Annotated in this window: 18 protein-coding genes and 2 pseudogenes; 9 read left to right on the top strand and 11 right to left on the bottom strand. The window is 71.0% G+C overall.

Annotated features, from left to right (window positions below; genetic code table 11):
- Positions 1-94 precede the first annotated feature (94 nt).
- The 6 genes and pseudogenes from ACFYNL_RS30350 (at position 95) to ACFYNL_RS30325 (ending at position 7,247) form a co-directional block, all read left to right on the top strand.
- Positions 95-1,030, top strand: a complete 936-nt coding sequence (locus ACFYNL_RS30350) for a carbohydrate ABC transporter permease (RefSeq protein ID WP_388808733.1) — start codon at positions 95-97, stop codon at positions 1,028-1,030.
- Positions 1,027-1,860, top strand: a complete 834-nt coding sequence (locus tag ACFYNL_RS30345) for a carbohydrate ABC transporter permease (RefSeq protein ID WP_388808731.1) — start codon at positions 1,027-1,029, stop codon at positions 1,858-1,860. Before ACFYNL_RS30350 ends, ACFYNL_RS30345 begins: the two co-directional genes overlap by 4 nt.
- Positions 1,860-3,152, top strand: a complete 1,293-nt coding sequence (locus ACFYNL_RS30340; RefSeq protein WP_388808728.1) for an ABC transporter substrate-binding protein — start codon at positions 1,860-1,862, stop codon at positions 3,150-3,152. The genes ACFYNL_RS30345 and ACFYNL_RS30340 overlap by 1 nt, the downstream gene beginning before the upstream one ends.
- A gap of 405 nt (positions 3,153-3,557) precedes the next feature.
- Positions 3,558-4,334 (top strand): annotated as a pseudogene (gene erm, locus ACFYNL_RS30335) (ErmE/ErmH/ErmO/ErmR family 23S rRNA (adenine(2058)-N(6))-methyltransferase); the annotation flags it as partial.
- A pseudogene (gene mgt / locus ACFYNL_RS30330) lies at positions 4,326-5,598 on the top strand (macrolide-inactivating glycosyltransferase). The pseudogenes erm and mgt, both read left to right, overlap by 9 nt.
- A 128-nt stretch (positions 5,599-5,726) precedes the next feature.
- Entirely contained in the window at positions 5,727-7,247 is a 1,521-nt protein-coding gene (locus ACFYNL_RS30325) for a hypothetical protein (protein ID WP_388808726.1), read from the top strand.
- Positions 7,248-7,336: 89 nt separating this feature from the next.
- Here ACFYNL_RS30325 and ACFYNL_RS30320 read toward each other — a convergent pair whose 3' ends face one another.
- The gene (locus ACFYNL_RS30320; protein WP_388808723.1) at positions 7,337-9,604 is read right to left on the bottom strand and encodes an MMPL family transporter; all 2,268 of its coding nucleotides are present in this window, start codon (positions 9,602-9,604) and stop codon (positions 7,337-7,339) included.
- Between the two features lie 245 nt (positions 9,605-9,849).
- Between ACFYNL_RS30320 and ACFYNL_RS30315 the strand changes: the two genes are divergently transcribed.
- The 3 genes from ACFYNL_RS30315 to ACFYNL_RS30305 are packed head-to-tail and all read left to right on the top strand — an operon-like array spanning position 9,850 to position 11,831.
- Positions 9,850-10,398 carry a DUF1697 domain-containing protein gene (locus tag ACFYNL_RS30315; protein ID WP_388808721.1) on the top strand — a complete coding sequence of 183 codons (549 nt, stop codon included), beginning with the start codon at positions 9,850-9,852 and terminating at the stop codon, positions 10,396-10,398.
- On the top strand, positions 10,391-10,774 hold the full coding sequence (locus ACFYNL_RS30310; protein ID WP_388808719.1) for a DUF4440 domain-containing protein: 384 nt from the start codon (positions 10,391-10,393) through the stop codon (positions 10,772-10,774). Before ACFYNL_RS30315 ends, ACFYNL_RS30310 begins: the two co-directional genes overlap by 8 nt.
- A gap of 34 nt (positions 10,775-10,808) precedes the next feature.
- On the top strand, positions 10,809-11,831 hold the full coding sequence (locus ACFYNL_RS30305) for a ketopantoate reductase family protein (RefSeq protein ID WP_388808716.1): 1,023 nt from the start codon (positions 10,809-10,811) through the stop codon (positions 11,829-11,831).
- Between the two features lie 297 nt (positions 11,832-12,128).
- Here ACFYNL_RS30305 and ACFYNL_RS30300 read toward each other — a convergent pair whose 3' ends face one another.
- The 10 genes from ACFYNL_RS30300 to ACFYNL_RS30255 form a co-directional block, all read right to left on the bottom strand.
- Positions 12,129-12,869 (bottom strand): sirohydrochlorin chelatase, encoded by a 741-nt coding sequence (locus ACFYNL_RS30300; protein ID WP_388808714.1) that lies wholly within the window; start codon positions 12,867-12,869, stop codon positions 12,129-12,131.
- 6 nt (positions 12,870-12,875) lie between these two features.
- Entirely contained in the window at positions 12,876-13,769 is an 894-nt protein-coding gene (locus ACFYNL_RS30295; RefSeq protein ID WP_388808711.1) for an ABC transporter permease, read from the bottom strand.
- Entirely contained in the window at positions 13,756-14,544 is a 789-nt protein-coding gene (locus tag ACFYNL_RS30290; protein WP_388808710.1) for an ABC transporter ATP-binding protein, read from the bottom strand. Before ACFYNL_RS30290 ends, ACFYNL_RS30295 begins: the two co-directional genes overlap by 14 nt.
- Before the next feature lie 40 nt (positions 14,545-14,584).
- Positions 14,585-15,688, bottom strand: coding sequence for an aliphatic sulfonate ABC transporter substrate-binding protein (locus ACFYNL_RS30285; protein ID WP_388808707.1), 1,104 nt, complete (start codon positions 15,686-15,688; stop codon positions 14,585-14,587).
- Between the two features lie 208 nt (positions 15,689-15,896).
- Positions 15,897-17,231, bottom strand: a complete 1,335-nt coding sequence (locus ACFYNL_RS30280; protein WP_388808704.1) for a sulfate adenylyltransferase subunit 1 — start codon at positions 17,229-17,231, stop codon at positions 15,897-15,899.
- 2 nt (positions 17,232-17,233) lie between these two features.
- Positions 17,234-18,181 (bottom strand): sulfate adenylyltransferase subunit CysD, encoded by a 948-nt coding sequence (gene cysD / locus ACFYNL_RS30275; RefSeq protein WP_388808701.1) that lies wholly within the window; start codon positions 18,179-18,181, stop codon positions 17,234-17,236.
- Entirely contained in the window at positions 18,178-18,756 is a 579-nt protein-coding gene (gene cysC / locus ACFYNL_RS30270) for an adenylyl-sulfate kinase (RefSeq protein WP_388808698.1), read from the bottom strand. Before cysC ends, cysD begins: the two co-directional genes overlap by 4 nt.
- On the bottom strand, positions 18,753-19,463 hold the full coding sequence (locus ACFYNL_RS30265; RefSeq protein ID WP_388808695.1) for a phosphoadenylyl-sulfate reductase: 711 nt from the start codon (positions 19,461-19,463) through the stop codon (positions 18,753-18,755). Before ACFYNL_RS30265 ends, cysC begins: the two co-directional genes overlap by 4 nt.
- A complete protein-coding gene (locus ACFYNL_RS30260; protein ID WP_388808693.1) occupies positions 19,460-19,648 on the bottom strand; it encodes a hypothetical protein in 189 nt (62 codons plus the stop codon). The genes ACFYNL_RS30265 and ACFYNL_RS30260 overlap by 4 nt, the downstream gene beginning before the upstream one ends.
- Positions 19,645-21,342, bottom strand: a complete 1,698-nt coding sequence (locus tag ACFYNL_RS30255; RefSeq protein ID WP_388808691.1) for a nitrite/sulfite reductase — start codon at positions 21,340-21,342, stop codon at positions 19,645-19,647. Before ACFYNL_RS30255 ends, ACFYNL_RS30260 begins: the two co-directional genes overlap by 4 nt.
- Positions 21,343-21,356: the final 14 nt, after the last annotated feature.

Here is a 21,356-nt window from a genome sequence, read left to right as displayed (position 1 = left end):
GTCGGACCGTGTGCGTCCGGCCTTGACGGGGCACAGCCCCTTCACGACCATGACGGGGCCGTCCCAGCCGGGCTGCGCAAAAGGGGCTGATCACGTGACATCGGTGACCGAGGCGGAGAGGTCGGTGGGGCGGACGCCCGACGCGGACAGGCGCCGGACGGCCGCGGACCACGGCGCCTGGTTCCTCGTGCTGCCGGCGCTGATCCCCATCCTCGTCCTGAGCGTCGGACCGCTGCTCTACGGCATCCTGCTGTCCTTCACCGACGCCCAGTCCGGACGCACCCAGCCCACCCGATGGATCGGCGGCCTCAACTTCCGGGACCTGCTGCACGACACCCTGTTCTGGGAGTCGTTCCGGATCGGACTGGTCTGGGCCGTCGGGGTCACCGTGCCGCAGTTCCTGCTGGCACTCGGCCTCGCCCTGCTGCTCAACCAGGACCTGCGCCTGAGATGGCTGGCCCGCGCCCTCGCGATCGTGCCCTGGGCGATGCCCGAGGTCGTCGTCGGCGTCATGTGGCGGCTGGTCTACAACCCCGACGCGGGCATCCTCAACGAGACGCTCCGGGGCCTCGGACTCGGCGACGGCCGCGACTGGCTCAGCGGGCTCGGCACCGCCCTGCCCGCCGTGATCGTCGTAGGGATCTGGGCCGGGATGCCGACCACGACGGTCGCCCTGCTCGCGGGCCTGCAGAACACCCCGCGCGAACTGCACGAGGCGGCGGCCGTGGACGGCGCCGGTGCCTGGCGCCGTTTCCGCACCGTCACTTGGCCCGCGATCAGACCCGTCGCCCTCTCCATCACGGCACTCAACCTGATCTGGAACTTCAACTCCTTCGCCCTGGTCTACGTGCTCACCGGCGGCGGCCCCGGCGGACGCACCCGGCTGCCCATGCTCTTCGCCTACGAAGAGGCCTTCCGCTACGGGCAGTTCGGCTACGCCGCGGCCATGGGGTGCGTCATGGTCGCGGTGATCTCGGTACTTCTCGCCCTGTTCCTGGTGGGCCGGCTCCGGGGAGGCGACGACACGTGAGGACCAGCCGGACCGGCCGCGCCGGCCAGTACGCCGCCCTGCTCGCCTATCTCCTCTTCCTCGCCTTCCCCTTCCTCTGGCTGATCTCCACCGCCTTCAAGCCACCCCGGGAACTGGCCAGCCTGCATCCCACGTGGATCCCGAAGGACCCCACGCTCGCCAACTTCCGGCAGGCCATCGACGAACAGCCTCTGCTGCACGCCGCCCTCAACTCCCTGGTCGCCGCGCTGGGCGCCGCACTGATCGCCGTAGTGCTCGCGACTCCGATGGCCTATGTCATGGCCCGGCGGCGCACCCGGCTCACGCGGGTGGCGACCGGCTGGGTGGTGGTCAGCCAGGCGTTCCCGCTCGTGCTGGTGATCATTCCGCTGTTCCTGGTGCTGAAGAACCTGCGGCTGATCAACTCCGTGCCCGGGCTGATCATGGTGTACGTCGTGTGGGCGCTGCCGTTCGCGCTGTGGATGCTGACCGGATACGTCCGAGCCGTGCCGACCGAGTTGGAGGAGGCGGCGGCGGTCGACGGGGCCGGACGGCTGCGGACCCTGGTGTCGGTGACCGCGCCGCTGCTCGCGCCGGGGATCGTGGCGACGGCACTCTTCGCGTTCGTCACCGCCTGGAACGAGTTCTTCTTCGCGCTCGTCCTGCTGAAGACAGCGCAGAAGCAGACGCTGCCGGTCGTCCTCACCCACTTCATCGGCGCGGAGGGCGTGGCCGACCTCGGCCCGCTGGCCGCAGCCGCGTTCCTCGCGACGCTGCCCTCCCTGGTGGTGTTCGCGCTCATCCAGCGGCGGATCACGGGCGGCATGCTCGCCGGGGCGGTGAAGAGCTGATGCGAACGAGAACGAGACCGCTGTCGGCCCTCGTCGCCGCCCTCGCCCTGCTGCTCGCCGGATGCACCGGCGACGGCGACCGGGATCCCGGCGGGCCCGTCACCCTGCGCTTCCAGTCCCTGGCCTGGCAGGAGGAGTCCGTCGAGGTCAACAAAGCACTCGTGAAGGAGTGGAACGCCGACCACCCCGACGTCAAGGTCGAGTACGTCCAGGGAAGTTGGGACAGCATCCACGACCAGCTGCTCACCTCCTTCGAGGGCGGTGAGGCCCCGGACATCATCCATGACGCCTCGGACGATCTCGCGGACTTCGCGTACGGCGGCTACCTCGCGGACCTGACCGACCTGCTGCCCGAGCGGATCAAGTCCGAAATCCCCCAACGCAGTTGGGAGACGACGACCTTCGGCGACGGGGTCTACGGTGTGCCCTTCCTGCAGGAGCCGCGTGTGCTCGTCGCCAACGCCGACTGGCTGAAGCGGGCCGGGGTACGCATTCCCACGCCCGAACACCCCTGGAGCTGGGCGGAGTTCCGGGAGATCACCGAGCGGCTGAGCGGGCACGGCCGGTACGGCGTGGCCTGGCCGCTCAAGGAGCCCGTATCCGCCACCCTCAACCTGTCCCTGTCGGCGGGCGGACAGCTGTTCCACCGGGGCGCCGACGGCAAGGTGACGATCCGGTTCGGCACCGGGGACCAGGTCGTGCCGCGTACGATCCACGACCAGGCGAACACCGACGGCAGCGCCTCACCCACGACGCTCGGCAGCGGTGGCTCCGACACCCTGCCCGGCTTCTTCGGGGGCAGGTACGCGATGGTGCCGCTCGGCTTCTCCTACCGCCAGCAGATCGCGCAACAGGCGCCGAAGGGCTTCGACTGGCAGGTGCTGCCCGCCCCGGCGGGCGCCGACGGCCTCGCGCAGGGTGTCAGCCCGCAGACCCTGTCCATCGCCGCGGACAGCCCGCACCAGCGGGAGGCGGCCGAGTTCATCGACTTCCTGCTGCGGCCGAAGAACATGGTGCGCCTGGCGCTGGGCGACTGGATGCTGCCCACCGGGACCGAGGCACTGAAGGACCCGGCCCTGCACACCTCCGAGCACGACTGGGCCACCGGGACGGCCCTCGCCGGGCATCTGCGCCCGGCGCCCGCGCAGTCCGTCCGGGGCTATCCCGAGTGGAAGGACAAGGTGGCCACGCCCGCCTTCCAGGAGTACTACAGCGGAGCGATCGGACTCGGGGAGTTGCGCGAGCGCCTGGAGCGGGACGGGAACCTGGTGCTGGCGCGATACCAGCGCTGAGGCCGTGCCGGTGCGAGCCGGCCGCCGTAGCGCGTGTGCTGTGCGGCCGCCGTAGCGCGTGAGCGGCGCGACCGCCGTAGCGCCGAAGCGGCGCGGCCGTGCCGGCGCCGAAGCCGCGCGGCCGCTCGTCGCGCCGGCGTAATTCGGTTGTACGCGCCCGCTCACGGCACCTAGCGTGCGGTACGTGGCAGCGAACAACGCGATCTTCGTCACCGGTCACGGCCGGGCCTGCGCGCACTCCGTACGGATGCGCCGTGGCCCCGTCGCCCTGACCGGCCCGGAGAGCCGCCCCCGCCGCTGAGCACCTGTTCCACGCGGGACCCGCTGTTTCCCGTTCCCTCCTGTCTTCCGGTCAGGGCCTTTGTTCGCCCTTTCCCGCTCCACGGAAGACAAGGACCGCAGGCCATGGCCCGCCCCACCCGCGCATCCCGCGCGCTCTCCCAGAACTTCCTCGCCGACCGCGCCGCCGCCGGGCAACTCGCCCGGCTCGCCGTACCGCACGGACGCGAGACTCCTCTGCTGCTCGAAGTCGGCGCGGGCAAAGGCGCGTTGACCGAGCTGCTGGCCCCGCGCTGCCGCCGCCTCCACGCCTACGAGATCGACCCACGGCTCGTCGCCGCACTGCGCACGCGCTTCGCGGACACCCCCGGGGTCCGGGTCGTCGGCGCCGACTTCCTCACCGCACGGGCCCCGCGTACGCCGTTCTCCGTCGCCGGCAACGTGCCCTTCTCCCGCACCGCCGCCATCGTCGACTGGTGCCTGCGGGCGCCCGCCCTCACCGACGCCACGCTCCTCACCCAGATCGAGTACGCCCGCAAGCGCACCGGTGACTACGGCAGTTGGACCCGGCTGACGATCCGCACCTGGCCCCGCTACGACTGGCGCCTGGTGGGCCGGGTCGGCCGGCGCAGCTTCCGGCCCGTGCCGCGTGTGGACGCCGGGATCGTGCGGATCGAGCGCCGCCGCACCCCGCTGCTCGACGCCGGCGCGTACGCGGACTGGGGGCGACTGGTGGAACTCGGCTTCTCGGGCGTCGGCGGCTGCCTGCACGCGTCGCTGCGCCGGGTCCACCCGAGGCGACGGGTCGACGCGGCGTTCCGTGCGGCGCGTCTGGACACGGAGGTCCTGGTGGGTGAGGTACCGCCTCAGGCGTGGCTGAGGCTGTACGGGGGGCTGGCAGCCGGAAACAAGTTGCACGAGACGTATCGTCTCGCTTAGGGTGGCCGTCATGACCAGTGCCGCTCACATCGCCATGTTCTCCATCGCCGCCCACGGCCACGTGAACCCGAGCCTTGAGGTGATCCGCGAGCTCGTGGCGCGCGGCCACCGGGTCACGTACGCGATCCCGCCGGCCTTCGCCGAGAAGGTCGCCGAGTCCGGTGCCGAGCCGAAGCTCTGGAACTCCACGCTGCCCGGCCCGGACGCCGACCCCGAAGCCTGGGGCGAGACGCTTCTGGACCATGTGGAGCCGTTCCTCGACGACGCGATCCAGGCGCTGCCGCAGCTCGTCGAGGCGTACGAGGGCGACGAGCCCGACCTCGTGCTGTACGACATCGCGGCCTACGGAGCACGCGTCCTCGCCCATCGCTGGGGCGTGCCCGCCATCTCGCTCTCGCCCTGCATGGTCGCCTGGGAGGGCTACGAGCAGGAGGTCGCCGAACCGATGTGGCAGGAGCCGAGGAAGACCGAACGCGGCCAGGCCTACTACCGGCGGTTCCGGTCCTGGCTGGAGTCGAACGGGATCAGCGAGCACCCGGATCCCTTCGCCGGCCGCCCGTCCCGCTCGGTCGTGCTCATCCCCAAGGCCCTCCAGCCGAACGCCGGCCGTGTGGACGAGGCCGTGCACACCTTCGTCGGTGCCTGCCAGGCCGACCGCACCGCCGAGGAGAGCTGGCGGCGTCCGGCGGGCGCCGAGAAGGTCGTGCTCGTCTCCCTCGGCTCGGCCTTCACCAAGCAGCCGGCGTTCTACCGGGAATGCGTGAAGGCGTTCGCAGACCTGCCGGGCTGGCACCTGGTGCTCCAGGTCGGCCGGCACGTGGATCCGGCCGACCTGGGGCACGTACCGGCCGACGTCGAAGTGCGCTCCTGGGTACCGCAGTTGGCGATCCTGAAGCAGGCCGACCTGTTCGTCACCCACGCAGGCGCCGGCGGCAGCCGGGAGGGGCTGGCCACCGGCACCCCGATGATCGCCGTACCGCAGGCGGTGGACCAGTTCGGCAACGCCGACATGCTCCAGGCGCTCGGTGTCGCCCGCCACGTCCCGGCGCAGGAGGCCACCGCCGAGACCCTGCGCGAGACGGGCCTCGCCCTCGTCGCCGACCCCGACGTCGCCCGCCGCCTGAAGGACATCCGAGCCGAGATGGCCGAGGAGGGCGGCACCAGGCGGGCCGCCGACCTGATCGAGGCCGAACTGGCCGCCGTACGCGACGCACCGGCGCACCCGTAGGCGCCGCCGCCCCGCGCTACCGCCCTCGGTCACGCGCCTGTGTGGCGTGGTCCGAGGCGGCTCGCCTGCCGCGCGGCGACCGCGAAGGGGCGGGGAACCTCCCGGCCCTTCCAGGCGTCGGCAAGATCGTGACGGAAACCAATGGCACACCCCTCCACGATCTGGTGCAGTCCTGGGAGGAGATCCAGGACGAGTACGACTTCTGGGCCCCCGACGGTGAGCACGACCGGACGGTCCTGGACTGCGCTGCCCGGCTCGCCGCCGATCCCGGCGCCGGGGACGCGTACGTGTGGGTCCTGGGGCTGACGATGATGGCCCCCTGTACGAACCGGTCGGGCGTGGGCTCCCGGGCGGAGGCCGAGGCGGCGCTGCGGGCCGCGGACGCCGCGCAGCGTGTCCGGCCCTGTGACCACGACACCCACCCGTACGAGTCCCACGAGGGCCACCACGCCGACGCCGCACTGCCCGACCTGCTGCTCCGCATCGCCGACGAGCGCGCCGAATGGTACGAGCAGGACCACACCCGCGAGACGTGGCGCTGTCCGCGCAATGTCGCCGGCTTCGCGCGGATCGCCCTCGACATCCTGCGTCCGGGTGAGGTCGACGACGTCCCACCCCGGTTGTCCCTGCAGGACCGCGAGGACATCGAGGCACTGGAGGCGTTGCTGGAGCTGTACCCCAAGGCGGGGACGGATGTCGCCGACGAGATCGCCTCGCAGGGCGGGTACCTCTACCACGCGGAGCCCGCGGAGCGTCCCGGACGCCTCCAGGTCGTCAGGGCCGTGAGCTGGCACGCCGTCTCCGGCATGATCCAGGACAGGTCCGTGCTCGACCGCCTCATCAGCGGTGTGGAGAAGGTGCTGCCGGACCTCGCCGCAGCGACCTGCGACCACGCGCAGCACCCGAAGCTGAGCGACCACAGCACGAACGCCGCCGAACTCGGGATCGTCCTCAGCAGTCCCGCCGGACGCCGCCTGTACGAACGCAACCCCGGCCATTATGGCGACGGCGCCCCGCTGGAGCAGTTGGTGTGCCCCGCATTCATGGCGGACGTAGCCCGGCAGACGCTGACCGAACTCCGCGCGGGCCGCGACAAGCTCTTCAGCCCGCGCGACACCTCCCACCTCGACGCCGAGTATCTCCGCGCGGACGGCCTTCTCGACATCGAGAAGATCACCGATCGGCTCCGGAACGTGAGCTGGAACGAGCGGTACGCCGACGAGCTGGGTCTGTGGGCGGCACGCCGGTACGACCGGCTGGGGCGGTCCGAGGATCTCGGCCAGGGCCTGGAAAGGGTTCGGCGGGTTCGTGAGCGGGCCGTCCTGCTGCTGACGGCCCACCAGGCCATGACCATCTCCTATCCGGCCCCGCCCTACGCCGTCGCCCGCGACATCCTCGCGATCATGCGTACGGCCGCCGCCGCTCCCCGCCCCGAGCGGTGCGCCCACACCGACGCCCACCCGCCGTTGGACGCCGGGGATTTCCGCGACGGGATGCCGCACTTCTACGCCCCCGACGAGTTCCCGCCCGCCGGCGGAGCCCACAGCGTGCAGGCGTGGACGTGCGCGCGGTTCGCGGGAACCGTCGCCGAGAAGTGCGTCGGCGCCCTGGAAAACCTCTATGGGCAGGACGACGAGGACGACTGGTAGCAGCCGGCGCGATGCGGGCGAAGCGGTGCCGGACGGCAGGGGGCCCGTCGACTCCCCGAGTCGACGGGCCCCTCTGCGGTCGGGTGGGATCAGGCGGGCACCCGCTCGCCCTCACCCTCCCGGGCGGCCTCCCGCGTCACGGCCTCCGGCGCCTCGTCGTGCGTCAGGTCAGGCAGGCGGTTCAGCCACTTCGGCAGATACCAGTTGCGCTCGCCCAGCAGCGCCATGACCGCCGGGAGCAGTACACCCCGGATGATCGTCGCGTCGATGAGGACCGCGGCCGCCAGGCCGACGCCCATCTGCTTCATGGACTGCATGGACAGGGTGCCGAAGATCGCGAACACGGCGACCATGATGACCGCCGCGCTGGTGACGACACCGGCCGTGGTGACCACACCGTGCTGGATCGCGTCCTTCGTGCTGCGGCCCCGCAGACGCGCCTCGCGGATCCGCGAGACCACGAACACGTGGTAGTCCATCGACAGGCCGAACAGGATCACGAAGAGGAACAGCGGCAGCCACGTGATGATGGCGCCGACGCCCTCCGCGCCCACCAGGGACGCACCCCAGCCGTGCTGGAAGACGGCGACGAGGATGCCGTAAGCGGCGCCCACCGACAGCAGGTTCAGCACGATCGACGTGACGGCGATGGTCAGCGAGCGGAACGACAGCAGCATCAGCCCGAAGGCGAAGACCACGACGAACGCGAAGACCGGGACGACCGCTCCCGCCACCTGGTCGTTGAAGTCCTTCGAACCGGCGACCTGCCCGGTGATCGGCGACTCGACGCCGGCGACCTTGCCGAGTGTGGCCGGCCGCACCTCGTCGCGCAGCTTCTCCAGGCTCTCGCCCGCCTTGTCCAGGTCGGAGCCGCCCACCAGTGGGACGTACACGAAGGCGATGTTCTTGTCGTCGTGCAGCTTGATCTCCACCGGGCCGCGCGAGGCACCCGAACTGATCGCCCGCTCACGGAAGTCGGCGAGCGCGGACTTCACCTCGGGGGTGTTGATGTCGTTCGCCTTGACGACGACCTCGGCCGGTTCGGAACCGCCCGGGAAGGCCTCGTTGAGCCGGTTGTACGTCTGGACGATGGGCAGCGAGTCGCCGAACTCCTGGTCCAGAGTGAGCTGCTGCGTCTTCATGCCGAGCGCGGGAGCCGTGATGGCGAGCAGCGCACCGGCGGCGACGACGACCGAGATGACCGGCTTGGCGAGCACACCCTTCAGCACGGCCGTCCAGAACCGGCTCTCGCGGGTGCCGCGCCCGCGCTTGCGGCGGAGCTTGCTCTCCGGGTGCAGGTAGGGGATCTTGCCCTTCTCGACCCGCTCGCCCAGCAGCGACAGCAGCGCCGGCAGCACGGTCACCGAGCCGACCATGGCGACCGCCACGACCATCAGCGAGGCCAGGCCCATCGCCTCGAACTCGGCGAGACCGGTGAACAGCATGCCCGCCATCGCCACGCACACCGTGACACCGGAGACGATGATCGCGCGGCCGCTGGTGGCGGCGGCGACCCGCAGGGCGGTCTGCGCGTCCCGGCCGGCCTCGCGCTCCTCACGCTCGCGGCGCAGGTAGAACAGGCAGTAGTCGACGCCGACGGCCAGGCCGACCAGCAGCATCACCGAGTTCGCGGTGTCGCTCATCGGCATCACATGGCTGACGACACCCATCAGGCCCATCGTCGCCATGATCGCGGTGATCGCCAGCAGCACCGGCAGCAGGGCCGCCACCACCGCGCCGAAGGCGATGAGCAGAATGCCGAGGGCCACCGGCACCGCGGAGTACTCGGCCTTCTGGAAGTCGTCCCCGAACGCGTCGTCGAACGTCTTCATCATGCTCGCGCCGCCGATCTCCTCGATCCGCAGCGACTCGTGGTCCTTCTGGACGTCCTCGACGGCCTTCAGCACGGGCTCCACACGCTCGCCCGCGGTGTCCGACTCGCCGCGCATGTCGAACTGCACCAGCGCGCTGCGGCCGTCCTTGGAGATCGTCCGTGTGTCGTACGGCGACGTCACGTCCGTGACCTTGCCGGTTCCCTCGACCGCCTTCACGACCGCGGTGACCGCCGCCCTGAACTCGGCGTCCGTGGCCTTGGGGCCGCCGTCCTTCGCCTGGATCAGGACGGTCTCACTGGCGGGCTCCTCGATGCCCGCGTCCTCGATGATCTTGGCTGCGGTGTGCGTCTCGCCCTTGAGCTGGTCGCTGTTCTTGACGTCGACCCGGCCGGCCGCCGAACCGAGCCCCATCGCCAGGGCGACGAACAGCACCCAGATGCCGACGGCAGCCCATCGATGGCGGGCGCTCCAGCCGCCGGCGCGGGCGGCGAGACCCCGCACTCGCTTGTCTCCGTTCCCCATGACGGGCTTGCCCCCTTGGTTGCGGTGGCGGCCCCCTGCCGCCTCCTTCTGTTCGAAGGTATGGGGCAGATAAAGCCATCTCGTCGTGCTGCCCGGTGAAGTACGGCGGCCGGAACTCATCCGCTCGGTGCGCGGCTTCTCGTCACTGGGGAGGATGAGGGTCCCTTACATCTATCCGGCCATGTCGGGGATGAAGATCAGGGAGGAGGACGAGGGTTGTCACAGGGCCGTCCTAAGGTGGCCGGATGACGACGACGTATGCGGCGCTGCTGCGCGGAATCAACGTGGGCGGCAGCAGGAAAGTGCCGATGGCCGACCTGCGCACCCTGCTGACCGGCCTCGGCCACGACGGCGTACGCACCTACCTCCAGAGCGGCCAGGCGGTGTTCACCGCCGACCACGGCGACGAGGAGTCACTGGCCGCGGAACTCGCGTCGGCGATCGAGAAGCACTTCGGCTTCGCGGTGGACGTGATCGTGCGCGACCACGCCTACCTCAAGGCCATCGCCGACAACTGCCCTTTCCCGGCAGTCGAGTTGGAGCCGAAGCAACTCCACGTCACCTACTTCTCGGCCCCGGTCGACGCCGACCGCTTCGCGGAGATCGACCGGACCGCCCACCTCCCGGAGGAGTTCCGCCTCGGCGACCGAGCGCTGTACCTGTACGCCCCGAACGGCCTGGGCCGCTCCAAGCTCGCGGAAATCCTGTCGCGGCCCCGGCTCAACAAGGGTTTGATCGCCACCAGCCGCAACTGGAACACCGTCGTGAAACTCGTGGAGATGACACGTGAGTGAACATGATGCCGCCGTGCGGGCAGCCATCGAGGGCGAGCTCAGGCTGCTCGACCCCCGAGTGCGCGGCTCGGCCGAACTGCTCGGGGCGCTGCTGCACCCCGACTTCCACGAGTTCGGTTCATCGGGGCGGCGTTGGGACCGGGCGTCGACCCTGGCCCGTCTGCCGGTGGACACCGATCCGTCCGATCCCACGGACCGATACGTGGTCACCTCCGAGATCCAGGGCGTCCGACTGGCCCCGGACGTCGTCCATCTGACCTTCGACACGGAGTACGACGGCGTGCACGCACACCGCAGTTCACTGTGGCTGCGGACCGACGACGGGTGGCAGATGTACTTCCACCAGGGGACGCCCTTCGACACCCAGGAAGCGTGACCGAGTCGGCGTACGTCTGTGCGAAGCTCGTCGTATGCGCTACATCATCATCGGGGCGGGAGCGGTCGGCGGCGTCATCGGGGGACGGCTCGCGGGCTCGGGACACGAGGTGGTCCTGGTCGCGCGGGGCGCGCACTTCGAGGCGCTGCGGGACCGCGGGCTGCGGCTCAGGGTGCCGGAAGGCGAACTGACCCACCGGCTCCCGGTCGTCGACGGTCCGTCCGCACTCGGGGAACTGCGCCCCGACGACGTCCTCGTCCTCGCGGTGAAGACCCAGGACAGCGTGGCCGCGCTGCAGACCTGGGGGCCGGTCCCGGTCGCGGGCGGGGGTACGGCCGCCGAGCGGCTGCCGCTGGTGTGCGCGCAGAACGGCGTCGAGAGCCAGCGCCTCGCGCTGCGGCTGTTCCGGCGGGTGTACGGCGTCTGCGTCTGGCTCCCGTCGACGTACGTCGAACCCGGCGTCGTCTCCGCGGCCGGCAGCCCCCTCACCGGCATCCTGCACCTCGGCCGCCACCCGCACGGCACCGACGAGACCGCCCGTCTCATCGCCGCCGACCTGGAGAAGTCGCACTTCGAGGCACCGGTGGTGCCGGACGTGGCCCGCTGGCAGTACGCCAAGCTGCTGGGCAACCTCGGCAACGCACTGGAGGCGGTGACCGGTCCCGTCGACAGCGAGGAGGCCGCGGCCCTGCTGCGGCGCGTGCGGGCCGAGGGTGCCGCCGTGCTCGACGCCGCCGGGATCGCCTACGTGGACGCCGAGGAACAGGGGGCGGCACGCGGCGACAAGGTCACCCTGGTCCCCCTCGACGGCGCCTCGCACCGCGGCGGCTCGTCCTGGCAGTCCCTCGCCCGGGGCACCGGCACCATCGAGGCCGACTACCTCAACGGCGAGATCACCCTCCTGGGCCGCCTGCACGGCGTCCCGACGCCGCTGAACGACCTCCTGCAGCGCCTCGCCAACACCTTCGCCCGTGAACGGCGGCCCGCCGGCTCGATGCCGGTGGCGCAGGTGGTGCGGCTGGCGGAGGAGACGGACGCCGCGGCTCCCACCGTGTGACGGGCACCGGCTGATCCCGGCGCCGCCGGCACGCGACTCCCCACGGGCTCTGCCGACGGGTGTCGGCCGACCTCGGTCTCCGGATCCGGAGGAGTCCGACCGCGACGCGCCCCGCCCAACCCCGACCTGTGCCGTTCCGGCGGGGTCCCGGGGGCTCTGCCGGGTCCCTGCGACCGTCGGTGTCGGCCCCGTTGCCGGGGCGTTCCCCTCCGTCGGCACCGGCGTCGGCGCGGGGGTCGCGCCGAGCCGGGGACGCCGCCTGCGACCGGGCAGGGCGCCGCAGGGCCTGAGGCTCTGTCAGGCCCCCACGGCCGTCAGTACGGGCACCGCCGCCGTGTCGTACCGCTCCAGCAGCACCCGCGCCACCTCGGGCGCCGCGCCGAGCACGTCGCCCGACACGTCCGCCTCCACCGCGCCGCGGGCGATCCGGTCGGGGAGGAACCCGGGCGCCAGGACGTACGGGGCGACGGCGACACGCCCGCAGCCCAGCGCCCGCAGTGCGCGCACCGCGTCCTGGGTGCGGGGCAGAGATGCGGAGGCGAACGCAGGCCGCACGGCGCACCAACCGGTGTGCCGCCACTCCCGCGCGATTTCTGCGATCACTGCGATCGCCTCCGGGTCGGAGGACCCCGCCGAGGCCAGCACGACCCCGGTCGAGGACTTGTCGGCGGGCGTCAGCCCCGCCTCGTACAGCCGGCGTTCCAGGGCGGACAGCAGCAGCGGCGACGGCCCCAGCACCTCCGCCTGCCGTATCCGCAGCTGCGGCGGCGCGTCCCGCAGCACGGCCGGGATGTCGGCCTTCGCGTGGAAGGCCCGCGTCAGCAGCAGGGGCAGCGCCACGACATCCCGCACGCCCTGCGCCGCCAGCGACTCCAGCACCCCCTGCACCGACGGGATGTTGAAGTCCAGGAAGCCGGTTTCCACCCGCACGTCCGGGCGCATCGACCGCACCCGGCGTACCAGGGCGTGCACCGTCGCGGCGTGCCGCGGGTCACGGCTGCCGTGGGCGATGACGAGAAGGACCGGCTTGGTGAACACAGTGACTCAGCTCCTGGCCAGCAGACCGCGGCTGCGCAGCACCCACCGCTCCAGCGGGCTGAAGATCAGCAGGTCGATGGCGATACCGACGATCAGGATGAGCAGGATCGCGAAGAAGACCATGGACATGGAGCTGGTGTTGCGGCCGTTCTCCAGCAACTGCCCCAGACCCACGCCCAGGTCGGGCGAGGACGCGATGATCTCCGCGGCCATCAGCGAACGCCACGAGAAGGCCCAGCCCTGCTTCAGACCCGCCAGATAGCCGGGCAGCGCGGCCGGCATCACGATGTGCCAGGTGCCCTTCAGACCGGTCGCGCCCAGTGTGCGGCCCGCCCGCAGGAACAGCGGCGGCACCTGGTCGACACCGGACACCAGCCCGTTGGCGATCGAGGGCACCGCGCCGAGCAGGATCACCGCGAACATCATCTTGTCGTTCAGGCCCAGCCAGATCACGGCCGGCGGCACCCACGCGACCGACGGCAGCGACTGCAGACCCGACAGGATCGGCCCGATCGCCGCCCGCACGAACCGCACCCGCGACACCAGCAACCCCAGCGGCGTACCGAGGGCCAGCGCCAGCAGGAAGCCGAGCAGACCGCGCGAGACGGACGTCCACACGTACTCGTGGAGCGTGCCCTGAAGCCAGGACTCGCGCAGCTCGCCCCACACGTCGGACGGTGCGGGCAGCTTGGTCGGGTCGCCGGAGATCCCGGACGACACCAGGAACTGCCACACCGCCAGCACCAGGGCGACGGCGACGACCGGCGGCAGGACCTTCTGGGTCAGGGTCCGCCGCAGCGGCGTACGCCCGGTCTGGACCGTCTCCAGGGCGTCGAGCCCCGCTTCGAGCCCGGCGAGATCGCCGCCGTCCTTGGCGGCGCTCGTCTCAGTGCTGGCCATGTCGGCGGATCTCCCCACGCAGTTCTTCGGTGATCTCCCTGGACAACTCCGCCACCGCGGCGTCCTCGATGCGGCGCGGCTGCGGGATGCCCACCGTCCACTCGCGTGCGATCCGCCCCGGACGGGAGGACAGCAGGACGACCCGCTGAGCCAGCCGCACCGCCTCGCGCACGTTGTGCGTGACGAACAGGACGGACAGCTGCGTCTCGCGCCAGATCCGGGTCAGCTCGTCGTGCAGCACGTCCCGCGTGATCGCGTCCAGCGCGGCGAACGGCTCGTCCATCAGCAGCAGCTTGCTGTCCTGGGCGAGAGCGCGGGCCATGGCGACCCGCTGCCGCATACCGCCGGACAGCTCGTGCACCCGCTTGCCGTAGGCGCCCTTCAGCCGGACGAGTTCGAGCAGCTCCTCGGCCCGGCCGCGCCGTTCGCCCTTGGCCACGCCCCGGAGCTTGAGGGCGAGTTCGATGTTCTTGCCCGCGGTCAGCCACGGGAACAGCGCGTGCTCCTGGAACATCAGCGCCGGACGGCCGTCGGTGGTGATGCTGCCCGCGCTGGGCCGGTCCAGCCCGGCCACCAGGTTCAGCAGGGTCGACTTGCCGCAGCCGGACGCCCCGAGGAGGGTGACGAACTCGCCGGGCGCGACATCGAGCGTGATGTCGTCGAGGACGAGCTGCTGCCCGGCAGGGCCGGCGAAGGACTTCGAGACATGCTCGATGCGCGCGGCGTGCTCCACGGACGCATCCGTGTCGGCGGCCTTGGCGAGGGCGGTTGCCATGGTCGTCACCTCCTGGAACTCATCGGGATCAGTACGTTGCTCACGACGTCACGCCGAGCCCGGCGTCGTCGACCTCGGGCTCGCCCTCGGCCTTGAGGACCCTGTTCAGCGGGGTCAGGTCGTAGATGCCGGCCAGATCCGGCTTCTGGAGCAGGCCCGCCTTCACCGCGTGCTCGGCCTCGGTGCGGAGCGTGCCGGCCAGGGGGTCGTCGGTCACCTGGATGGACTGCCACGCCGGATCGAGGACGTCGGCCGGCAGCGGCTTGCCGGTGTCGGCCTTCAGCTGGGCGTTCGCCGCGGCCTTCGCCCGCTCCGGGTGGTCCTGGATCCACGCGTTGGTCTTCACCGAGGCCCGCAGCACGGCCTCCACGGCCTTCGGGTGCTCCTTCAGGAAACTCTGCGACACGATCACGTTCGTGATCACGAACTTCTTGTCCGGCCACAGGTCGGCCTCGTCGAGCAGCACCTTCGCGCCCTCGGCGACCAGCTTGGAGGCCGTCGGCTCGGGAACCCAGGCACCGTCGATCGAACCGGACCGGTAGGCGTCCGGGGTGATCTTGTTGTCGGTGCGGACGACCGAGACGTCACCTTGGCCGCTCTCCGCGTCGACCTTCCAGCCCTGTGCGGAGGCCCAGTTGAGGAACGCCACGTCCTGGGTGTTGCCGAGCTGCGGGGTGGCGATCCTCTTGCCCTTGACGTCCTTCAGGGACTTGATCTTCTCCGGGTCGACGACCAGCTTCACACCACCGGAGGCCGAGCCGGAGACGATGCGCAGGTTCTGGCCGCCCGACTTGATGTAGCCGTTGATGGCGGGGGAGGGGCCGATCCAGCCGATGTCAATGGACTTGGAGTTCAGCGCCTCGATCTCCGACGGCCCGGCGTTGAAGGTGGAGTACTCCGCCTTCGTCCCGCCCAGCTCCTTCTGGAACAGCCCCTCGTGCCGGCCGACCAGAGCGGTGGCGTGCGTGAGGTTCCCGAAGTAGCCGATCTTCACCGAGTCCAGGCCGTCCACCTTGGGCGCCCCGGCGATGGCCTGCTCGGTGTTCTCCTTCGCCTGGGATCCGTAGCCGCAGGCCGCGAGGGCGAGCAGCGGGAACGCGGCCAGGACGGTGAGCGTCCGTCGCAGGGCGGGGGTGGCAGGCACGGGAGGGGTTCCTCTCGGTGGCCCGGCTCTCACGCCCTTACCAGGTCGTGGCCGGGGAGTCGGCAGGTTCGTCCGGAGCGGCGCGCATCCGGTGCGCGCGGGTCAGCGCGCACATCGCGGCACTCCGCCCTGCCCGCTCCCGAGGGCGCCGCTGCCGACGCGGCCGCCCTCCTTCGCGAACGTGGAGTAGTAGTCCAGGGCCCTCATCTCAGAAGTCCCACCCGTCGTCCTCGGCCTCGTCCTTGACCGGCTCCGGCGAGGCGAAGGACTCGCCGACCATGCCCGCGGTGAGCGTGGTGCCGTCGTTCGGGTCGATCAGGATGAAGGAGCCGGTGCGGCGGGAGTCGGCGTAGGAGTCGACGGGCAGCGGCTCGGCGGTGCGGATCTTCACCCGGCCGATGTCGTTGGCGACGAGCTGTCCGGGGTGCGGGTGCAGGGACAGGTCGTCGAGCGTGAGACGGGAGGGGATGTCCTTGACGATCGCCTTGACCGTGCGGGTGCCGTGCTTGAGCAGCACCCGGTGGTTGACCACCAGCGGCTGGTCGGCGACGTGGCAGACCGTGGCCTCGATGTCCTGCGTGGTCGCGGGCGCGTCCTTGGTCGGCACGATCAGGTCGCCGCGCGAGATGTCGATGTCGTCCTCCAGCAGGACGGTCACCGACTGCGTGGTCCAGGCGACGTCGACCGCTTCACCCAGCAGGTCGATGCCGGAGATCTTCGAGGTACGGCCCGACGGGAGCACGGTCACCGACTCCCCGACCCGGAACGAACCGGCGGCGATCTGCCCGGCGTAACCCCGGTAGTCGGGGTGCTCGGCGGTCTGCGGCCGGATCACGTACTGCACGGGGAGACGCGCGTGGCAGTGGCTCAGGTCGTGGCTGACCGGGACCGTCTCCAGGTGCTCCAGGAAGGTCGGTCCGCCGTACCAGTCCATGTTCGCGGACGGGTCCACCACGTTGTCGCCGGCCAGCGCCGAGATCGGGATCGCGGTGATCTCCGGGACGCCGAGTTCGAGCGCGTACGCGGTGAACTCCTCGGCGATCGCGGCGAACACGGACTCCTGGTAGTCCACCAGGTCCATCTTGTTCACGGCGAGCACGACGTGCGGCACCCGCAGCAGGGCCGCGATGGCGGCGTGCCGGCGGGTCTGCTCGACGACGCCGTTGCGGGCGTCGACGAGGATCACCGTCAGCTCGGCCGTCGACGCGCCCGTGACCATGTTGCGGGTGTACTGCACATGGCCGGGGGTGTCGGCGAGGATGAACCGGCGCCGGGGAGTGGCGAAGTAACGGTACGCCACGTCGATCGTGATGCCCTGCTCCCGCTCGGCCCGCAGACCGTCGGTGAGCAGCGCGAGGTCGGGGGCGTCCTGGCCGCGGCTGGCCGAGGCGCGCTCCACGGCCTCCAGCTGGTCGGCGAGCACCGACTTGGAGTCGTGCAGCAGCCGGCCGACGAGGGTGGACTTGCCGTCGTCGACGGAGCCCGCGGTGGCGAACCGCAGCAGGGTCGTGGCCGAGAGTTCCTCGGTCGTGATGGTGCTCATGCTTAGAAGTACCCCTCGCGCTTACGGTCTTCCATCGCGGCCTCGGAGAGCTTGTCGTCGGCGCGGGTGGCGCCGCGCTCGGTGAGCCGGGAGGCGGCGATCTCGGTGATGACCTGCTCCAGCGTCACCGCGTCCGAGTCGACGGCCCCGGTGCAGGACATGTCGCCCACCGTCCGGTACCGCACGAGCCGCTTCTCGACGGTCTCGCCCTCCTTGGGCCCGCCCCACTCCCCGGCGGTCAGCCACATCCCGGACCGCTTGAAGACCTCGCGCTCGTGCGCGAAGTAGATCTCCGGCAGCTCGATGCCCTCACGGGCGATGTACTGCCAGACGTCCAGCTCGGTCCAGTTGGACAGCGGGAACACCCGGACGTGCTCGCCGGGCGCGTGCCGGCCGTTGTACAGGTTCCACAGCTCGGGCCGCTGCCGGCGCGGGTCCCACTGGGAGAACTCGTCCCGCAGCGAGAACACGCGCTCCTTGGCCCGCGCCTTCTCCTCGTCGCGCCGGCCGCCGCCGAAGACGGCGTCGAACTTCTCGCTCTGGATCTTCTCGGTGAGCGGCACGGTCTGCAGCGGGTTGCGGGTGCCGTCCGGGCGCTCCTTGAGCACCCCGCGGTCGATGTAGTCCTGCACCGAGGCGACGTGCAGCCGCAGGTTGTGCCTGGCGACGGTGCGGTCCCGGTAGTCGATGACCTCGGGGAAGTTGTGCCCGGTGTCCACGTGCAGCAGCGAGAAGGGGACCGCCGCGGGGGCGAACGCCTTCAGCGCCAGGTGCAGCATGACGATGGAGTCCTTGCCGCCGGAGAACAGGATCACCGGCCGCTCGAACTCGCCCGCCACCTCGCGGAAGATGTGCACCGCCTCGGACTCCAGCGCGTCCAGGTGCGAGAGGGCGTACGGGGAGTCCGTACCGTCCTCGCCCCCCTTGACCGTGGCAACCGTGGTCGTCATGCCAAACCCCTTTCGCTGAGCAGGGCGTACACCGACGCCGCGGACTCCTGCACGGTCTGGTCCTGGGACTCGATCCGCAGATCGGGCGACTCGGGCTCCTCGTAGGGGTCGTCGACCCCGGTCAGCCCGGACAGCTCGCCCGCGGCCTGCTTGGCGTACAGGCCCTTCACATCCCGTACGGAGCACACCTCGACCGGCGTGGCCACGTGCACCTCCAGGTACGGCGTGCCGCTGTCCTGGTGCCGCTTGCGGACCGCGTCCCGGCTGTCGGCGTACGGCGCGATGACCGGGACGAGCGTCTTGACGCCGTTGCGGGCCAGCAGGTCGGCGAGGAAGCCGATGCGCTGCACGTTGGTGTGCCGGTCCTCGCGGCTGAAGCCGAGGCCCGCGGAGATGAACTCGCGGATCTCGTCGCCGTCGAGCACCTCCACGCGGTGGCCCTCGGCGCGGAGCCGGCCGGCCAGCTCGTGGGCGATGGTGGTCTTGCCGGCGCTCGGCAGACCTGTGAGCCAGACGGTGGCTCCGCTCGTCACCTGGTTCTCCTGAGTCGCAGTGGTCGTGGTGGTCGTCGTCATCCGTGCAGCCCGCACTCGGTCTTGGCGCGGCCCGCCCAGCGGCCGGCGCGCGCGTCCTCGCCCTGAAGGACCCGGCGGGTGCAGGGCGCGCAGCCGACGGAGGCGTAGCCGTCCATCAGCAGCGGGTTGGTGAGGACGCCGTGCTCGGCGACGTACGCGTCCACGTCGTCCTGGGTCCAGCGGGCGATCGGGGAGACCTTGACCTTCTGCCGCTTGTCGTCCCAGCCGACGACCGGGGTGTTCGCCCGGGTCGGGGACTCGTCGCGGCGCAGACCGGTCGCCCAGGCCACGTAGTCCTTCAGGCCCCGCTCCAGCGGCTCCACCTTGCGCAGCCTGCAGCACAGGTCCGGGTCGCGGTCGTGCAGCTTGGGGCCGTACTCGGCGTCCTGCTCGGCGACCGTCCGGCGCGGGGTGAGCGTGATGACGTTGACGTCCATCACGGCCTCGACCGCGTCGCGGGTGCCGATGGTCTCCTCGAAGTGGTAGCCGGTGTCGAGGAACACCACGTCGACGCCGGGCATGGCGCGCGAGGCGAGGTGGGCGACCACCGCGTCCTCCATCGAGGAGGTCACACAGAAGCGCTTGCCGAACGTGTCGGCCGCCCACTGGAGGATCTCCAGCGCGGAGGCGTCCTCCAGGTCACGGCCCGCCTGCTCGGCGAGCGCCTTGAGCTCCTCGGCCGTGCGCTCTTTCCGAGTCGTCGTCATATCGCGTCTCCCCCTGCGTCGTCGGGCTGAAGGCCCCGGGCCAGCAGCCCGAGGAACTTCAACTGGAATGCGCGGTTGCAGGCAGCGCATTCCCAGGCGCCGTGGCTGCCTTCGAGGGCCTCGCTCGGACGGAGGTCCTCGTCGCCGCAGTAGGGGCAGTAGAAGGGGGCGGCCCGCTCGCTCACGACAGGGCCTCCTCGGAGGCGCGCGCGGCCCAGGTGGCGAACCGCTCGCCGTCCTCGCGCTCGGCCTGGAACCGCTTCAGGACGCGCTCGACGTAGTCGGGCAGTTCGTCGGCGGTGACCTTCAGGCCGCGCACCTTGCGGCCGAACCCGGCCTCCAGGCCGAGCGCGCCGCCCAGGTGCACCTGGTAGCCCTCGACCTGCTCGCCCTGGTCGTTCAGGACCAGCTGGCCCTTGAGACCGATGTCCGCCACCTGGATACGGGCGCAGGCGTTCGGGCAGCCGTTGAGGTTGATGGTGATCGGCTCGTCGAAGTCCGGGATGCGGCGCTCCAGCTCGTCGATGAGCGAGGAGCCGCGCGCCTTGGTCTCGACGATGGCGAGCTTGCAGTACTCGATGCCGGTGCAGGCCATGGTGCCGCGCCGGAAGGGGGAGGGCTTGGCGGTGAGGTCCAGCGCCTCCAGGGACTCGACGAGCGAGTCGACCCGGCCCTCCTCCACATCGAGGATGATCATCTTCTGCTCGACGGTGGTACGGACCCGGCCGGAGCCGTGTGCCTCCGCCAGGTCGGCGATCTTCGTCAGGGTCGTGCCGTCGACACGGCCGACGCGCGGGGCGAAGCCGACGTAGTAACGGCCGTCGTTCTGCCGGTGGACGCCGACGTGGTCGCGCCAGCGCTGCACGGGCTGGGCGGGTGCGGGACCGTCGGCGAGCTTGCGCTTGAGGTACTCGTCCTCCAGCACCTGGCGGAACTTCTCCGCGCCCCAGTCGGCGACCAGGAACTTCAGGCGGGCGCGGGTGCGCAGACGCCGGTAGCCGTAGTCGCGGAAGATGCCGATCACGCCCGCCCAGACGTCCGGGACCTCGTCCAGCGGCACCCAGGCGCCGAGCCGGACACCGATCTTCGGGTTGGTGGACAGGCCGCCGCCGACCCACAGGTCGAAGCCGGGGCCGTGCTCGGGGTGGTGGACGCCGACGAAGGCGACGTCGTTGATCTCGTGCGCCACGTCGAGCAGCGGGGACCCGGAGATCGCCGTCTTGAACTTGCGCGGCAGGTTGGAGAACTCCTTGCTGCCGATGTACCGCCGGTGGATCTCGTCGATGGCGGGGGTGCCGTCGACGATCTCGTCCTCGGCGATGCCGGCGACCGGCGAGCCGATGACGACACGCGGCGTGTCCCCGCACGCCTCGGTGGTGGACAGGCCCACGGCCTCCAGCCGCTCCCAGATCTCGGGCACGTCCTCGATCCGGATCCAGTGGTACTGGACGTTCTGCCGGTCGGTGATGTCCGCGGTGCCCCGCGCGAACTCCTGCGAGATCTCGCCGATCACGCGCAGCTGCCGCGTGGTCAGCCGACCGCCGTCGATCCGCACCCGCAGCATGAAGTACTCGTCGTCCAGCTCCTCCGGCTCCAGGATCGCCGTCTTGCCGCCGTCGATCCCGGGGCGGCGCTGCGTGTAGAGCCCCCACCAGCGCATCCGGCCACGGAGGTCGTTGGGGTCGATGGAGTCGAAGCCGCGCTTGGAGTAGATCGTCTCAATGCGTGTCCGCACATTGAGACCGTCATCGTCCTTCTTGAACTGTTCGTTGCCGTTGAGCGGGGTGAAGTGCCCCGCGGCCCACTGACCCTCGCCGCGGTGACGGCTCACCTTGCGGCGGGGAGTCGCGGCGGCAGGCTTCTGCGGGGTGGCGGCCATGGTTGTTACGTCCT

The organism is Streptomyces sp. NPDC007808, assembly GCF_042868655.1.
In the GTDB taxonomy this organism is placed as follows: Bacteria; Actinomycetota; Actinomycetes; order Streptomycetales; family Streptomycetaceae; genus Streptomyces.
Note: the sequence above shows the minus strand (reverse complement) of the source record. Positions and strands in the feature narration are given on the sequence as shown.

What these genes read in the sequence shown, in the direction of transcription:
- ACFYNL_RS30340 (WP_388808728.1), top strand. Translation starts at nt 1,860, where the DNA reads ATGCGAACGAGAACGAGACCGCTGTCGGCCCTCGTCGCCGCCCTCGCC.
- ACFYNL_RS30320 (WP_388808723.1), bottom strand. Translation starts at nt 9,604, where the DNA reads ATGGGGAACGGAGACAAGCGAGTGCGGGGTCTCGCCGCCCGCGCCGGC.
- ACFYNL_RS30315 (WP_388808721.1), top strand. Translation starts at nt 9,850, where the DNA reads ATGACGACGACGTATGCGGCGCTGCTGCGCGGAATCAACGTGGGCGGC.
- ACFYNL_RS30305 (WP_388808716.1), top strand. Translation starts at nt 10,809, where the DNA reads ATGCGCTACATCATCATCGGGGCGGGAGCGGTCGGCGGCGTCATCGGG.
- ACFYNL_RS30295 (WP_388808711.1), bottom strand. Translation starts at nt 13,769, where the DNA reads ATGGCCAGCACTGAGACGAGCGCCGCCAAGGACGGCGGCGATCTCGCC.
- ACFYNL_RS30290 (WP_388808710.1), bottom strand. Translation starts at nt 14,544, where the DNA reads ATGGCAACCGCCCTCGCCAAGGCCGCCGACACGGATGCGTCCGTGGAG.
- ACFYNL_RS30280 (WP_388808704.1), bottom strand. Translation starts at nt 17,231, where the DNA reads ATGAGCACCATCACGACCGAGGAACTCTCGGCCACGACCCTGCTGCGG.
- cysD (WP_388808701.1), bottom strand. Translation starts at nt 18,181, where the DNA reads ATGACGACCACGGTTGCCACGGTCAAGGGGGGCGAGGACGGTACGGAC.
- cysC (WP_388808698.1), bottom strand. Translation starts at nt 18,756, where the DNA reads ATGACGACGACCACCACGACCACTGCGACTCAGGAGAACCAGGTGACG.
- ACFYNL_RS30265 (WP_388808695.1), bottom strand. Translation starts at nt 19,463, where the DNA reads ATGACGACGACTCGGAAAGAGCGCACGGCCGAGGAGCTCAAGGCGCTC.
- ACFYNL_RS30255 (WP_388808691.1), bottom strand. Translation starts at nt 21,342, where the DNA reads ATGGCCGCCACCCCGCAGAAGCCTGCCGCCGCGACTCCCCGCCGCAAG.